This window comes from Shewanella mesophila (assembly GCF_019457515.1).
Taxonomy (GTDB): Bacteria; Pseudomonadota; Gammaproteobacteria; order Enterobacterales; family Shewanellaceae; genus Shewanella; species Shewanella mesophila.
Genome location: NZ_CP080421.1, coordinates 3,388,869 through 3,405,038, shown reverse-complemented (window position 1 = coordinate 3,405,038; position 16,170 = coordinate 3,388,869). Strand labels below are relative to the sequence as shown.

The window sequence follows — 16,170 nt, the reverse complement described above, 5'->3', positions numbered from 1 at the left end:
GATTTAGCTCTAACTAAGCTGTTGTATTGATATTGTGACCACTATTACCAACAGGTGCTGCGCTAGGAGCAGCATCCACCGCCTCTATCAGTTGTAGTGCAATCTCTCCCTCTGCCCGTTGTTGCTCTTTAGCAAGTTGAGCGACTTTAACACCAACGCTTCCATTGCTTAGGTTTGGTTGAAGATTACTTGTCCCAACTGTTACTGCCATAATTACCGCCTTACACTGATGTATGTCTGTTGCTAAATGGGATGACACATCTTAACTACAGTATTATCGGCTCAGCTTAGTAAAACTTTAGGGTGAACTTTAACCAAGAGTGCTCACCCTCAAGAAACGACTCATTAGCTGTTTTTAGTCACCAGTTTTCTCGTTAGCGTCACCACAAAGGTTAAACCGATTGAGGCCGCGATTAAGCCTATTGCTAAGGTAACATTTTGCAGCGCCGTTGGGTCTACCGCTAATGTTCCGCCTAGGCCAATCATCATAATGCCGGACATCAGTTTTAGGGTTTGCCCCTCTTTTTCCGTCAGTTTACGTTTACCTAGAGTCGCGCTAAAGGCAATAACAATGGCAGCAAGCGGGATCACATAGACGATATTATAAAACACCAAATACATGTAGCGCTCCATAGATGGGAGTTCATGCATCGAAAGGACGCTGGTGTAGATCATCGGGAATCCTGCTGTGCACAATAGTTCGTATGCGTTGGCAAGGATGGCTAATACTACAGTGCCGGCTATCATAGCCGCCATACTGCTAGCACTAGTGAGTTTGCCCATACGCTTTATCAGTCCGGTGCGATTCTCAGCAGACATTGATAAGGTGACCTCACCTTTAGTGAAAAAATAGTCCTTAATATTGATCGTACCTGCAATGAGCGCCATTAGCCCTGCGCCTAGAATTATCAGTCCTCCATCGCTGCCAGCGCCGAGTAACTCAAAAATATTGAGCCAAGCGATCATAAATAAGAAGTAGATAAAGCCTGAGAAAAAGACAAATATCCCGCCAACGATCAGCATGCGACTGCGGCTTTTGGCGTTGACCATAATCGATAGTAAGAAGAGTAAGACGAAGAAGGCGCATGGATTAAATGCATCGACTCCTGCAAGGACTACTGTCAGCACAGGAAGAGACAGTGTTTCTGGTGCAATCACTCCAATCAGCGGCAATTCAATAGGTTGTACATTGCTAACCTGAGTTTCGTCGTTGTTGCCTAAGCCTAAATCGCAGGTACCTTCCTCTGCACTTTCACTACAAGTGGCAAATAATGGAGATGCATCATCTGCAGGAGTATTAACTTGCGCTATATCAGTGTCGGCTTCATCGATTTTTCCACCTAATGCGAGATAGCATGCTTTGAGGTTTTGTAAAATATACTCACCCGTCACGGCTTGGCTGCTATATCCCACGGTGGCTTTTTCACATGAGGCTATATAAGGAACAGAACGTGCTTCAACCTTAGTTTCACTTGCTATCTGCTGCCATTTATTCATGGTTCCTTCTGCTGAAACCATATGGGACTCAAGTTCAATCCAAGGATATTTTTCAGGTAGGGCATCGATGAATGGATGAGCCTCGGCGCAGTGAGGGCAGGTCTTAGACCAGAAGAAGTATAACTTGATTTTTAGTTGACCTTGCGCGTCTACATAATGCCATGTATCCGTCGTCGGATTTTGACTTTCAGAAGCCTGACTAAATGATGGAATCGCACTAAAGAGTATTAACAAACATAAAACAAGGGGTCTTAACATATTCCCTCCCCGGGAAGTGTCTACCAAATCAAGAGCAAGATGATAAAGGGATTAATCCTCTAGAACCTGTTGATCTTTGCTGGTTGAATTTTGTTCGAGACAAAAACGCTTTAATCGAGGCAGTGGATTGCAGCCTAATCACCTAAGCAGAATTCACTTAACGAAGAGTAAAATGGTTTTCGCCGAATCCTTCGGGCAGCGTTTGTTGGTCATTTCTACTTCGTTGTCAGCTTATTATGTAGAATAACTACACTACAAAGCTTCTGTCTTGTGTGAATACCCAACAATTCGCTGCAGAAACAACCTTGAAAGTTCAACAGGCCTAGCAACAGTTTACTGTGCAAAAAAGGGGAGTTTAAGTTTATGTTCTAGATTTGCTATGGAAATCTTGAAATGTACGCAAAGTGTTAACTAGCACCGCTTTTTGGCTTCAGAAATAAATAGATATCGATTTTGTGGACTCAGCCAGAGCAAGCTAACACTATTCAAGATTGTGATGAGTTTGGTTTGCGTCTGCGACAATGGTTTGCTGATGCTCCTGTTGGCACCAATGAATGCTTAATGTGCGTGAGTCTGTGCTACTTGCGGTGAGGATACGAGTGACGATGGGGTGGTTATAGTCAGATTGTGATAAATAGTTTCGAACACGCTCGATACGGCGATTCGCTAACCACATATCATACTGTCTCAGTTTCTTATCCGTTTGGCCTTTGTATACTGGGAACTCTAACAACAAGTAGCCATTGTCAGACTGAGTCTTTTCAATTAACTGCTGTAATTGCTTTGTATGTTTATTAGCAAAGTATGAACTATTTTTTTCAAACGGAATATCGCCAAAATTAATGTTTTGTGGACAATGAGCGTTTGCTTGAACGGTGAAGAGAAATGACACAATCACTATTAGCTGAAGCTTCATAGTGAACACCTCCAATGTGTTTTATAAAGTATAAATCTAAATGCCGGACGCAATTTAGGCCTTTTTCGGCTGAAAATCAATCATGCTTTTGCCTGCTACTGGTCAAATGTACTGACAAAGCGATGCTATTTTTCTGGCGTCATAATCTAGTCGGATACTATCTTAATGGTTTTGTGTAGTAATTTGATTAAGTCTATGTATAAATGACAATTTATTGACTTTAGATTTCTATAAATAAAATTTTCACTTTGTGTCATCATTGCAGTAAACTGACTAAAAGTTGTGTGCAATTAAATAATGGTAAAGTCAAAATGAGTCAGGATAATCAGAGTGATCCACTCTCATTGGAAAATCAGATCTGTTTCTCTTTATATAGTGCCGCAAACGCTATGGTTCGTGCCTATCGACCTTTACTCGAGCGTTTAGATTTAACCTATTCTCAGTATTTAGCCATGTTAGTGCTATGGCAGCATCAGGGGATCAGTGTGAAGACCCTAGGTGAGAAGCTGCATCTCGATTCAGGAACGCTTACTCCCTTGCTCAAACGGCTCGAAGCGAAAGGATTAGTCAATCGAGGTCGAAGTGAACTTGACGAAAGAGTTCGGGTATTGCACCTGACAGAGAAAGGAGCTGCGTTGAGGGAGCAAGCCTTGGAGGTTCCACTGCAGATGCGCTGTAAATTAGGTGGTGAACCTGAAGAGTTTGCTCAGCTAAAGCAGCTTTGTGACAAGGCATACCGCTACCTAGATAACGCTGATAAATCAGACAAAAACTGATATTTCGACTCATTGTGTAACCAGAGGGCGCAGTATGGACGCTGTTGATGTAGTGATAATAGGTGCCGGTATTACCGGCGTTGGCATTGCTCAGAGTGCGCAAGCTGCAGGTTATCGTGTTCTCATATTAGAAAAAGATGGCATCGGAGAGAAAACCTCTGCTAACTCCAGTAAGCTAATTCATGGTGGTTTACGTTATTTAGAGACTGGGCAACTTAGTCTTGTGCGCCAGTCTTTGGCTCAGCGTAAGGCGTTATTAACATTAGCACCAACTCTGGTTAAGCCAGTGCCTTTTTATATTCCTATTTATCAAGGAAGCAAGCGAGGTCCGCTAGCAATACGTGCGGGGTTAAGTCTTTATGCAATGCTAAGTGAATTTGATACTTTGGGACAATTTAAATCTGTCGACGCTAAAGAGTGGCCTTCATTGGGATTAAAGCTCAAGGGGCTGCGCGCGGTATTTCGCTATTGGGATGCTCAAACAGACGATCATGCCTTAACCTTAGCGGTAGCGAAAAGTGCAAAAGGCTTAGGTGCAGCTATTGAGACTAACGTCGATATTAAACGAATCGCTCACAACGCCGAAGGCTGTATCTTAGCCTATCAACACCAGCAGCAAACCAAGCAGATCTTCGCTAAATGTGTCATCAATGCTACTGGTCCTTGGGTCAATCAAACGCTAAATCTGGTGTCCCCCGCAATCTCTAAGGTCAACATCGAGTTAGTGCAGGGCAGTCATCTGGTGCTCGATATCCCGCCGCCAAGAGGGATCTTGTACCTTGAGTCAATTTATGACAAACGCGTGGTGTTTGTCATCCCTTGGCATGGTAAGACGATGGTTGGCACCACTGAAACTCCAATCGATACAATAGGAGATGCTGGAGTCACCCAAGCTGAGACCGATTATTTACTGGGTATCTTTGGCTACTATTTTCCGCATCTTGCCGATAGCAATCAACTAGATAGAAAGATAGTTGCTAGCTATTGCGGTATTAGGGTGCTGCCAAAATTAAGTGGCGATACATTTGACCTGCCAAGAGAGACTTTGATGAGCAGCCAAGATAGTCATCCACATCTGTTGACTATCTATGGTGGAAAATTAACCACCTTTCGCCATACTGCAGAGGAAGTTGTCACTTGGATCTCTGCGCAGTTGGGGGCGAGACCAATTAAAGCTGACATCAATTCGTTACCATTGGATTAGGGACTGTCTTATGGAACAGGCTAAGAGCCTCTTAATTAATCGCAGTGATAAGATGATTTTTTACCGTAAAAGCGCTAAAGTGTGCCGCCTTTTTTATCAAGTTCAGCGAGTCAAACTTTCGTGAAGTGTGCTTATTTCGATGCCAAGCAATGCCTATCTTGTCGCAATATTGAGACGCCGTTACCGGCACAGTTAGCGGCAAAATCAGTTGTGCTAAGTGAACTGCTTACGGGGTTAACGGTTGAACAATGGTTGCCACCCATCTCAGGCCCCGATAGTGGATTTCGAAATAAGGCTAAAATGGTGGTACTTGGCGCTGCGCATCAACCCATTTTAGGCTTGGTGAGCCCAAGTGGTGAGCCTGTTAGCTTGTGCGACTGCTCGCTTTATCCATTAGAGATGCAGCAACTGTTACATCGACTCGAACGATTTGTCAGGCAGGCGGGGATACCGCCATATCGCGTCTATAAAGCTAAGGGCGAACTTAAGTTTATCTTGCTGACTCGCAGTCAAGTTCGCGGCGAATATATGCTCAGGTTTGTGTTGCGAACAACAGGTGCAATCGCACGCATTGAGCGGGAACTACCGATATTACTGGCCGACTATCCTCAAATCAAAGTCGTTTCCGTCAATCTGCAACCTGTACATATGGCGATTCTGGAAGGGGATGAAGAGATATTTCTTAGCGAAGCAACCCGTTTAGAGGAGTGCTTCAATGATGTGCCTTTGTATATTCGTCCCAAGAGCTTTTTTCAGACCCATCCAGAGGTCGCTGCCAAGCTGTATCAAACTGCCCGTGAATGGACTGCGCAATTGAAGCCAGATGCAATTTGGGATCTGTTTTGTGGTGTGGGTGGTTTTGGCTTGCACTGCGCTTCGCCGTCAATCTCACTCACAGGTATTGAAATTGAACCTGAAGCGATCGCTTGCGCTAAGATGTCTGCAGAGGCGATGGGACTTAACAATGTGCAGTTTTCCGCCCTCGATTCCACCGAGTTTGCTAGTGGAAGTGACGCTCAGAACAAACCCGATCTGATTATCGTTAACCCTCCTAGGCGCGGTATTGGTGAGGCGCTTTGCCATTCTCTCAGTGCATTTGCACCTAAGGCTATTTTGTATTCTAGTTGTAACCCTAAGACCTTGGCTAAAGATCTCAAGCAGATCACGGGTTACAGGATAACTAAGGTACAACTCTTTGATATGTTTCCTCATACGGATCACTTCGAAGTCCTCGTCATGTTGAAACGTGAACTCTAGTCCTGCTCTGACCTGATGTCTCTGATTATTTTGGTGAAGTCTGTCATTAAGTTGTCATTCATCTGTCATAATCTATTGACTCTATTCGATATAAGGATGTGATGGTGTTGGCGATTTTTTGGCAATTTTTTCTATTAGGCTTGATGAGTTTCGGTGGGCCAGCCGCCCATATCGGTTACTTCAAAAAGCGTTTCGTCGATGAGTTAAACTGGCTTGATGCCAATACCTATGCCAGTTTTGTCGCTTTAAGCCAAGTGCTTCCAGGTCCTAGTTCTAGTCAGGTAGGATTTTCGATAGGGCATTTTAGAGGTGGGCTTGCTGGTGGCCTCGCGGCTTTTATTGGTTTTACCTTACCTTCGTTTCTTCTCTTGACTATGCTCGCTGTTAGTAGCACGAATTGGCTAGGTGCCAGCTGGTTCCAAGGTTTACTTCATGGTTTAAAACTGATGGCTGTGGTGATTGTTGCCGATGCCGTAAGCGGGATGTTTAAACTGTTCTGTCGTCAAACCTTGACGCGGCTGATCATGCTCTTGGGTGCCGTGATTATCCTTGGCTTTGCATCGCTTTGGGCTCAACTCTTACTGTTATTCGTTGCGGCGGTTATCGGCGCATATTTTTTGTCTCCCAAGTCATTCGAGTCAGGGGCTAGCCAACCCGCTTTGCCGCCACTGGCCATCGATTTTCGGTGGCTGTTCATATTTGCGCTACTGTTTTTGCTGTCACTGTTTTGGCTAACGATCGATGTCAAAGCCGTTCAGCTCTTCGCGCAGTTCTATCATGCCGGCGCCTTAGTATTTGGCGGTGGGCATGTGGTGCTGCCTTTACTCGAGATGAGCGTCGGTCAAGAGATCAGTAGCGAACGCTTTCTAGCTGGGTATGCCTTTGCACAGGCCGTTCCCGGCCCTATGTTCACTCTGGCGGCGTTTCTTGGCGCCGAATCATGGGCAGACAACCCTATTTTAGGTGCCCTAGTCGCGACCTTAGCGATATTTTTATCTGGATTCTTGTTGCTGCTTTCCGCATTAAAGTCTTGGCATGGCTTGATGGCTAGCGCAAAGTTTCGTGGCGCGATTGCTGGGATAAACGCGGCGGTGGTCGGCCTGCTATTAGCCGCATTAATCACGCCGGTCATTACCAGTGCAATCTTTTCGCTGGTGGATCTTCTATTGGTGATATTAGGTTTGTGGCTGTCTAAACGCTTTAGATTAAATATCTTATGGTTGGTGCTTGGCTATGTTGTTGTGGGGCTAGCGCTCGGGTTTACGGGCTAATCTTGGTTGCGCCAGCGGATACAAAGACATGCGCCACCGAGGTGAGTGGATGGCTGTAGTGTCAATGCCCCTTGATGCCAGATGGCGACCTTACGCACTATATATAGTCCAAGGCCATAGCCGGAGCTGTCGGATTGGTCCTTGTCTCTGGCGAAGGCGGCTAACAACTGTTTTCCTTTGCCTTCGAAGCCCGGTCCGTCATCTTCAACCTTAATTTCACAACGCTCGCCATCACAATAAAAGCTGACATTGATCTGGGTCCGAGCAAATCTGAGGGCGTTCATGATCAGGTTTTGAGTGGCTATGGTCATGGATTGTGTGTCGATATAGGTGGCAAAATTGTTAGCATCGAAATTGATGATGATTTTGTGCTGATAAAGGGAAAACTTATCTTGTAGTTGTTTTAGAAACTGTTGGGGGGAAGTTTCTACTTTCTGCAGCTGTGTCTCTCTGTGTTCAAGCTTGGCAAAGGAGAGGTAGTTGCTGGCCAGTTGCTCTATCTCGTCGATATCGGCATTGAGCCTCTGCCAATATTTTTCATCCAACTGCTCCTTGCTAAGTTGCAGGGCAAAACGCATACGCGCCAGCGGAGTTCTGACTTCGTGGGAGATGGTTCGAGATAGCTCTTTATGCATCTGCAGGAAATCGACTATCTGTATCGTTACCTCATGATATACCTTGGCGAGAGGATAGATTGCAGAGCGCTTGTTGATGACTTGAGGCATCTTTCTCGGCCGCGCGCCAAAGGCGATAGCGGTTTTTTGTAATTTCGAGAGATCGCGAAATAGTGGCCATATAAGCAGGAGTGCTACGCAGCCGAGACTAGCGTATAACGCGAAAATGATAAGTTCCCTCGGCACACTCGCTCGCGAAGCATGTATGACAGGGCCAAAGGCGATCACCTCTTCAGTACTACTGCCTTGTCGGTAGTAATAGGTTTGTCGATTACTTAAGGTTAGGGCGATGGTTTTGCCTTGGTTGAGCTGGTCGTTAAGATCTGTTGGCAGGGCCAAGTTGTCTGCGCTGATACGGGATATAGTGACGGCTTGCTGTTCGTCTATTAGACCACTAAATACGTTATCGACATCGATTTGATATGACTCATTGCCTTGTTGCATGGCGGTATGAATTTCACTAAATGACCAAATGATCAGTGCGCTGCTGAGTATCAATAAAGCATAGAGGCGATAAAATTGAAACTTCATTATCGGTCCGATAGTTGTGGCTGATAGTTGAACAGATAGCCTTGCCCATGAACGGTTTTGATGGTTAAGCCTGCTATCTGATAGCCCTCTATTTTTTTACGTAATCGACTGATCTTTAGGTCGATAGCTCTATCTAGACCATCGTAGGGACGACCAACATATTGCTCGAATAGAAACTCGCGGCTTAAAATTTCACCATGATGTTGGGCGAAGATCCACAGTAGATTAAATTCTTGGGTGGTGACTTTATGTGGTCGACCCGCTATTGACAGTTGCTGTTTGGTAAAGTCGATATGAAAGTCATGAATAGCAAGGGTTTTGGACTGTGGGTTAGTTTGCCCCTTTCTGAGATTCGCCCTAATTCGCGCCACTAACAGCTCTGGATTTACTGGTTTGACAATATAGTCGCTCGCGCCCAACTCGAGCCCCTTGATTTGTTCTTGCTGGCCGTCGAGCGCCGTCATAAAGATGATCACGCATTGAAAGCGCTGTGCCAGCGCTTCGAATAGACTAAACCCGTCCTGCCCTGGCAACATGATATCGCAGATAATGAGATCGAAGTGTTCAGTCCGCTCCAACTGAGATACCTCTTCAGCAGATTCTACATGGGTTAATTCGAATCCCTGTTGAGATAGATAAAGCACCGTGAGTTCGGCTAGGTCAAGATCGTCCTCAATAAGCAATATCTTTGGCGTCGTCATAGCAAGTTCCAATTGAGTCCTCTGCGTCTTCGGGTATTTGCTGGCTGATAGATAGCAACTTGTATTGTTACTTCATCAAGCACTTTATCATTGAGATCTTTTATAAATACTTGAGTATCTTCAACTAGTGAGAGGTCAAATAAGTGGTTGACGCTTAGGCTGTCGAAGCATTGCTCAGGTTTTTCTCTTAGGGCTATCCAGATACAGGTCTGCTCCAGCACCAGTAGATGATAGCTGATCTTGAGCTGCATATGGCAAGGAGTCCCAGCTTCGATCACCGCACAGGTTTGGGGTTTGATCTCGACTTTTGTCGTCGCGGCTCTCACTTCGACGCTCAATACTGAGACCCAAATTAGGAGCATTGTCATCAAGGTTGACCCGCTAGAAGGCATAGCTTACTCCAACGAACCCAGATAAGTAGCCATCTTTTTCTACCATCAGGTTGTCGCTTATCTCATCGCCTAACCAAGTGTAGGTGACAATGCCGACAAAATTGATATCTTGCCAAAGTGGGATGTTGATGACGCCGCTAGCATGGTAATTGATAGACGCAGATTGGGCACTTTCACGTATCAGCCGTCCAACTTCTGCCTCGGTAAAGTGGTAATAGTATCTGATGAGTTGGCTGCTTTTTCTTATTGCGCCCACTTCGAAGGCAAGGGCTCCCCATGATAAAGGCTGGATTGTTTTAAGTTTTAAGTGGATCTCATTGCCTTGATGAACCCCGCTTATATCATGGTAATAGCCTAAGTTGATATCCAGATAAGGGGTTAACCATGAGCTATTAACTCCTCCAAGGTAGGAGATATGTCGTTCGATCGGTATTTCGGGGAACTCAGGTCCAAATAGTGGCTGCTTATTTGGTTTATAGCCCAAAATATCGCTTAAAAAAACATTGCTCCAACCATCAAGTTCGAAAAATATCCCATCTTCATTTAGCCGAGTTTGTAAATCGACAATAAAACGGTCAGATTCGTAGAGGCTATAGCCTAAGGTAAAGTTCTCTACATAGAAGCGTTCACCATAATAGGACCAACTGGGTAACACATAGGTGGTTATGTTGTCAGATGTCGCTCTAGGATTTTCAATGCCGCCATAGCCTAAGGCGAGCGTGAACTGCAGTTCGCCCGTCTTTATTGCATCAAGCTGCTCGTCGGCTCTAGCATCTATTAAAGTGAGGAAAAATATGATACAGAGGCTGGAAAAAAGGTACTTCATGATTTTATCTAAATCCTAAAACAGCATGTATGAATCTAAAACGATCTTAAGTTAAAAGTCTGTAAAAATATCCGTGAGCGTACAAAATGATACATTAGGTGTTGCGCTATGCCGATCCATAAAGCTAGCTGTGTTTCGCTGTTAGCTTCTATATATCAATCTGTTAGTTAACTTATGATGGAAACTCAGCGTAATCAATTAAACATTTCTGCATAAATATATCATCACCTTTCCTCTATTGATTGAGGTAACCATTATGTGTCAATGCATCTTAACCATAGTAGTTTAATAGATATAGTGACATCCAGTCTCGGTTTTATTAGCTAATGTTAGTGGTTTTTTAACATTGCCCCGCCAGTGTTACCTCCATCGTTTTGGTTTCTATTCTTTTGTTTTTATTGTTTTAGTTGGAAGTTTTTATAAGTGGATGTTAGGTGTGTATCGCTACAAATCCTTAATTGTTGATTTAATGTTTCTTTTTTAACAGTTATACAAAATGCTACATCAAACCACTGCCGTTTTCGTTTAACAACATGATTATATGTTATTTCGCTGGTGAATATATATGCAAAAAAACAAATCTCATCAGGTAATAACTTAAAAGGTGGATAGTTTCATGAAGGTGAAAACATTAGTAACGGCAGTTGCCGCCGCGCTCTATAGCGCGAGTATGGCACAAGCCGCTGCCCTATCAGGAGGAGAAGTTCATAAGCTTCAGCCTCTTAACATCACTGCAGAGCAGGCTAAGCAACTTAATGCTGGGCCAAAACAGAGTGATAGCTTGCTACAAAATGATGGATTGAATGTTCAAATTAATCGTCAAGAAAGTAAGTTCGTCATCGAAGATGGGCTGATGGGTGAGCATGTTTATATTGTTAGATTACATCAGCAGCCATTAGCACAAGCGGGCGCTACGCTGCTTAATATGGGTAATTCTGGCGAAAAATCAATCGCTAATAAGTCTACCGATGGTAAGCTCTTTGTGGCTGGTAAGCCTGTGAACAATGAGATCAAGACCTATCGCAATCAACTTCTGCAAAAACAACAACAACTCATATCAGAAATTGGTTCAACCTTAGGTGATCGTGACGTTCGCCAACAGTTTACCAATGCGGTAAACGGTTTCTCGATGATGATGACGCAAGCAGAAGCGCAGCGTGTTGCTCAAATGGGCAGTGTGGCGTCTGTTCGTCGCTCAAAAAACTATGAACTATTCTCAGATGCGGGTCCAGAACTAATCCAAGCTGATAAGTTATGGACCGGTACTGCTACCGATTCTGTGCCTTACAAAGGCGAAAATGTGATCGTGGGTATTGTTGATACTGGGATTAACTCAGATCACCGTTCATTTGCCGATGTTGGCGATGACGGTTACGACCATACCAACCCTTGGGGAGCCGGCCAGTATGTGGGCGACTGTACCAAAGAGGGTTTTGAGGCTATGTGTAACGACAAGCTTATTGGCGTTCGCTCATACCCAGTGATCACAGATAATTTCACCAGCGGTGTCTATGGTGATACCCGCCCAGCCGTAGGTGAAGACTACCAGGGCCACGGCTCTCACGTGGCCTCCACGGCGGCGGGTAACGTGTTGCTGGATGTGGATTTTGTTAACCCGGCACGCGGTGCGGTCAGCGACGGCGATGTGATAAAAGAGTCGCTCTTCCCGCGCATGAGCGGTGTGGCACCCCACGCCAACATCATCTCTTATCAGGTATGTCATCCATCGAATGAACTTAACCCTGGCTGTCCGGGTGAAGCACTGATCGCCGGTATCGAAGATGCCATCAGCGATGGCGTGGATGTGATTAACTTCTCTATCGGTGGTCAGGATTCTCACCCGTGGAGCGATGATGTGGAACTGGCGTTCCTGTCTGCACGCGAAGCAGGTATCTCTGTGGCGGCCGCGGCGGGTAACTCGGGTCAGCCTCAGGGTTATAAAGAATATTTCGGCGCCATCGATCATGCCTCTCCTTGGCTGATGAATGTGGCGGCGAGCACTCACTCACGTGAGATTTTGGTCGAGACCAAGCTTGTCGATCCAATGGGCGGTGCCGAAATGCCCCGCTGGAGTGAGATTGTTGGCGGTGCGGTAAACACCAGCTCGGTAACTGGCATGGTGGTGAAGGCCAGCGACTATGGTGATGAGTATTGTGGCGAGCCGTTCCCGGCGGGCACTTTTGACCTGACCGATTCTGGCGGCAATCCAACCGATGTGATCGTAGTGTGTAAGCGAAATAGTCTAGACGATCCAAACGGTATTGCCCGTAGCGCCAAGGCAGATAATATCCTGGCGGGCGGCGCCGACGGTATGATCATGTACAACTATGCCAATGCCGACGCTATCGTCGCGACCGCGGCCTACTCGGTGCCGAGTATCCATATCACCAAGCAGGAGTGGGACGGTCGCTGGGACAACGGTATGTCTGGTTACGGCCTGAGTGATTGGTTGGCTAAAGGTAGCGACCATGTGTTGACCATCTCTGAGACCATTATCGATCGCGATCTGGATCCTGAGCGCGCCGACTGGTTAGCCGCCTTCTCGTCACGTGGTCCGAGTTCTTCGACGCCTGAAGCCCTAATCCCTGCGGTTGCGGCGCCTGGCGTGAACATCTACGCCGCCTTTGCCGATGAGCATCCGTTTGTCAGTGGTGGCGCATCTGGTGACTTCGCCTTCTTAAGCGGCACCTCGATGGCCTCGCCGCATGTTGCCGGTGCCATGGCACTGCTTAAGCAGGCCAAGCCGGACTGGAGCGCTACCGAGATCCAGTCTGCGCTGGCAATGACTGCCGAGAACAAGGTGCAGTATCACAGACTCGATGATGAAAACGGTGATGTGGCACTGGCCTCGACTTACCGTGCCGGTACCGGTCGTATCAATGTGGCTAACGCGGCCAAGGCAGGTTTTGTCCTGGACGAGACAGCCGAGAACTTCAAGGCTGCCGATCCGCAAAACGGTGGCGCGGTGCATAAGCTCAACATTCCACAGCTGGTGAATTTTGAGTGTAAGCCAAAGTGTCAGTGGATCCGTACCATCAAGGCCACCACGGCCGGTAGCTGGAGTGTGACCCATGATGATGTGCTCAACTGGGCATTCGATTCACGTTCACAGATGGCGCAAAACGGTGTGTCTATCAAGGTAACGCCGAGCGAGTTTACTCTCGAAGCCGGTGAATCCATGGATATCGTGGTCGAGGCCTCGATCATGGATACCCAGGATTGGTTCAGTAATGCGGAAGTTGAACTGCATTCAAACTTAATCTTCACCGAAACCAGTGGCAATGCGTCAGAGGCGCACTGGCCTGTGGTCTTCAAGTATGACAAGAACGGCATGCCTGGACGTCTGGCAGCAACGGCTCATCGTAACGATGGCAATGCCATCATCAAGGGGATCAGCCTGCCGGAAGGCGACAACATCCATGGCCGTATCTTTGCACCTGTGAAGGCCGATGTGAAAACCATCACCTTGCCAAAGGATGATGATGGTAATTTCCCATGGAGCTCTACAGCCGACATGACTGTGCCTATGGAGGAGCGCCTGGATGAGGCCACCCACGTCGAGATGATCGATGTGCCTGCTAATGCCCGTCGCTTGATGGTGGAATCTTTCGGTACCACAGAGAGTGAGCTGGAAGGTACCTTAGATGTCGGTAACCTAATCGTTTATGTGGGTAAAGACTATAACGGTAATGGCCAGGCGGATCCGTTTGAAGAGTTACTCTGTGTGTCTAACCACATCCAGTACGACAACTTCTGTAATATCAACGAGCCGGAAGAGGGCCAATATTGGGCGATCTTCTACAACAATAGAGAGGGTACGGCTCAGAACAACTACTATGACGCGATGGAAGAGACCTTCCAGTTTGCGACAACCGTAGTCACTGACACTGTGGCATCTAACATGAGCCTGGAAGTATCCGCCAGCAATGGTCAGGAGCCTGTAGACATTCAGGTTAACTGGAACATGCCTGAGATGGTTGAAGGCGATGTGTATTACTCACTGCTCGACTTTGGCACCTCAGAGATCAACGCCGGCAACATAGGCAAGGTCGCCTTCAAGCTTGAGCGTGGTATCGATGACGTACATCTGGATGTACCGCAAACCGGTGCACATCTGGGTGAGCAAGTACCTTTTACCTTCGAGGTTCAGCCTAACGACAGTGGTGTCGATCGCGCCTTTACCATTAGCGCCGACATCCCTGCAGGCCTAAGCCTGAATGTGGAAGATGTATTGACCTCATCGAAAGAGATAGTCACAGACATCACCTTAGAAGATGGCAAGTTAACCATTAGCGGTGTCCAGCCTAACACGGCAGATATGGAAGCCAGCTACAAGGTGACCACTAACCTGGAAGATGCCATGTGCCGCACGCCAGACTTTGGTAACAGCAACCCAGGTGGCTATGTGGATCTCGAAGAGTTCCGTATCTATCCAATGTTTAGTGGCTTTGCGCCAGTTGAGTATGGAGCCAATGGTCGTGCCATCACTGGTAAAGACAATAACATCCTGACTCGCAACGGCATCGTACTGCCAATCGATGTGATCTTCGGTGGTCGTTATGACAGTTTCCACCTGTATAACAACAGCGAAAAGCTTAACGTCGGCAAGCAGAATGTGCTGGATATCCATGCCCACGGCATAGTCTCGCTATGGGAAGGCCAGCCTTTCTTCTTCCCATATCATGACATCTTCCCATACAACAACTTCCCGTATGAGACGATCGGCATGATGTGGCGCGGTTTCGAGGTGCTCGACCCTAGTGCGCCAAAAGCTATCTTGTCGGCGCCATTGGTCAATAGCTTTAGCGAGCGCTCAGGTATCTCGATTGCCAGCACGCAAACTGGTTGGGCTATCCTGGAATACGATAATGCCCGTTCATATCTGCCAGCAGGTCGTGATGCTAACCGTGTCTACCAGTGGGAAGAGTTGGATGACAGATTCGACTTCGAGTTGATCTTCAACGTCAACACCCGCCATGGCGACGGTGAGTATGAGATGATGATGGCCTATGACAACCTAGATTTCGGTGGCCAAGATGGCCGAGGCTCTATCGGTATTCAAGGCTTTAGAGGCGGCGTCTATGCCTATGGACCGCTGCAGAAGTATCTGGGTGAGCAGTTTAGCTATGGTGAGCTGGATAAGAAGTTATCTGACGGCCTAGTGATCTGTTACGACTATATGGGGCCTGAGTCCTCACAGTTCGAGGTGACCGCCTGGACTCGCGTTAAAGACAATGCCGCCGGTCAGGATCTTACCGTCAATGCCGTCAGCCAGGTCGAAGGCATGGCCGATATCAGCATGAGCCACACAGTCAGTGTTGCCTCTAACATCACCCTGGGCGCCATCGTCGATCAGAGTGTTGCCGAGAACACAAGTCTGGAAGGTATCACTGTTATGTACGCCGATGAGCAAAACAGCGTCAACCAGATCACCGTCAGCGGTGAGCACATTACCGCCGTGGTCGATGGCCATACTTCGGGCAGCGAAATCACCATCACTCCAGAAGAGAACTTCTATGGTGAAGTGGAAGTCACGGTTACCGTAAGCGACGTGGAAAACCCAAGCGATGCGGCATCGACCAGCTTCATGCTGACCGTTGAGTCAGATGGCGTCGAGCCACAGCCTGAGCCAGAGACCAAACCAGAAGTCGAAGTTAAAGTTAAAGACGATGGTGGTGCGCTCGGTTTTACCGCATTGTTGATGATGATGCTAGCTGGCGCACGCCGTAAGCGTAAAGTAACAAAAGCCTAATTAGCTTGTGTTCGTCATAGCTTAATAAGTTATTGCTGGCCCCCTAAGGATAGGAGGCCGGCTTTTTTCTAATAACTAAACCTCTCTAACCACATATCTCAACACCTGCCGATAA

12 protein-coding genes are annotated in these 16,170 nt (G+C 46.8%); 5 read left to right on the top strand and 7 right to left on the bottom strand.

Annotated elements, in window-relative coordinates; genetic code table 11:
* Window positions 1–13: 13 nt before the first annotated feature.
* From K0I73_RS15120 to K0I73_RS15110, 3 genes are all read right to left on the bottom strand, one after another.
* Complete coding sequence (locus K0I73_RS15120) at window positions 14–211, bottom strand: cytoplasmic protein (protein ID WP_220061891.1); 198 nt, start codon at window positions 209–211, stop codon at window positions 14–16.
* A gap of 134 nt (window positions 212–345) precedes the next feature.
* Window positions 346–1,755, bottom strand: coding sequence for a cytochrome C biosynthesis protein (locus tag K0I73_RS15115; RefSeq protein ID WP_220061890.1), 1,410 nt, complete (start codon window positions 1,753–1,755; stop codon window positions 346–348).
* Window positions 1,756–2,236: 481 nt separating this feature from the next.
* Window positions 2,237–2,671 carry an OmpA family protein gene (locus K0I73_RS15110; protein WP_220061889.1) on the bottom strand — a complete coding sequence of 145 codons (435 nt, stop codon included), beginning with the start codon at window positions 2,669–2,671 and terminating at the stop codon, window positions 2,237–2,239.
* A 311-nt stretch (window positions 2,672–2,982) separates the two neighbouring features.
* On the opposite strand from K0I73_RS15110, the gene ohrR reads away from it, so the two are divergent.
* From ohrR to chrA, 4 genes are all read left to right on the top strand, one after another.
* Window positions 2,983–3,447, top strand: a complete 465-nt coding sequence (ohrR, locus tag K0I73_RS15105; RefSeq protein ID WP_220061888.1) for a transcriptional regulator OhrR — start codon at window positions 2,983–2,985, stop codon at window positions 3,445–3,447.
* Between the two features lie 34 nt (window positions 3,448–3,481).
* Entirely contained in the window at window positions 3,482–4,651 is a 1,170-nt protein-coding gene (locus K0I73_RS15100; protein ID WP_220061887.1) for a glycerol-3-phosphate dehydrogenase/oxidase, read from the top strand.
* 81 nt (window positions 4,652–4,732) lie between these two features.
* Window positions 4,733–5,908 carry a 23S rRNA (uracil(747)-C(5))-methyltransferase RlmC gene (gene rlmC / locus K0I73_RS15095; protein ID WP_220061886.1) on the top strand — a complete coding sequence of 392 codons (1,176 nt, stop codon included), beginning with the start codon at window positions 4,733–4,735 and terminating at the stop codon, window positions 5,906–5,908.
* Window positions 5,909–6,012: 104 nt separating this feature from the next.
* Window positions 6,013–7,179 carry a chromate efflux transporter gene (chrA, locus tag K0I73_RS15090; protein ID WP_220064405.1) on the top strand — a complete coding sequence of 389 codons (1,167 nt, stop codon included), beginning with the start codon at window positions 6,013–6,015 and terminating at the stop codon, window positions 7,177–7,179.
* On the opposite strand, the gene K0I73_RS15085 is transcribed toward chrA, so the two are convergent.
* Genes K0I73_RS15085 through K0I73_RS15070 form a run of 4 tightly spaced genes read right to left on the bottom strand, consistent with a single transcriptional unit; the run spans window position 7,176 to window position 10,303 of the window.
* Window positions 7,176–8,384 carry an ATP-binding protein gene (locus K0I73_RS15085; RefSeq protein WP_220061885.1) on the bottom strand — a complete coding sequence of 403 codons (1,209 nt, stop codon included), beginning with the start codon at window positions 8,382–8,384 and terminating at the stop codon, window positions 7,176–7,178. The genes chrA and K0I73_RS15085 overlap by 4 nt on opposite strands.
* Window positions 8,384–9,085, bottom strand: a complete 702-nt coding sequence (locus K0I73_RS15080) for a response regulator transcription factor (RefSeq protein WP_220061884.1) — start codon at window positions 9,083–9,085, stop codon at window positions 8,384–8,386. Before K0I73_RS15080 ends, K0I73_RS15085 begins: the two co-directional genes overlap by 1 nt.
* A complete protein-coding gene (locus K0I73_RS15075; RefSeq protein WP_220061883.1) occupies window positions 9,082–9,453 on the bottom strand; it encodes a DUF3019 domain-containing protein in 372 nt (123 codons plus the stop codon). Before K0I73_RS15075 ends, K0I73_RS15080 begins: the two co-directional genes overlap by 4 nt.
* A 13-nt stretch (window positions 9,454–9,466) precedes the next feature.
* Window positions 9,467–10,303, bottom strand: coding sequence for a MipA/OmpV family protein (locus tag K0I73_RS15070; protein ID WP_220061882.1), 837 nt, complete (start codon window positions 10,301–10,303; stop codon window positions 9,467–9,469).
* A gap of 616 nt (window positions 10,304–10,919) precedes the next feature.
* Here K0I73_RS15070 and K0I73_RS15065 point away from each other — a divergent pair.
* Window positions 10,920–16,055, top strand: a complete 5,136-nt coding sequence (locus K0I73_RS15065; protein ID WP_220061881.1) for a S8 family serine peptidase — start codon at window positions 10,920–10,922, stop codon at window positions 16,053–16,055.
* The last annotated feature ends 115 nt before the right edge of the window (window positions 16,056–16,170 follow it).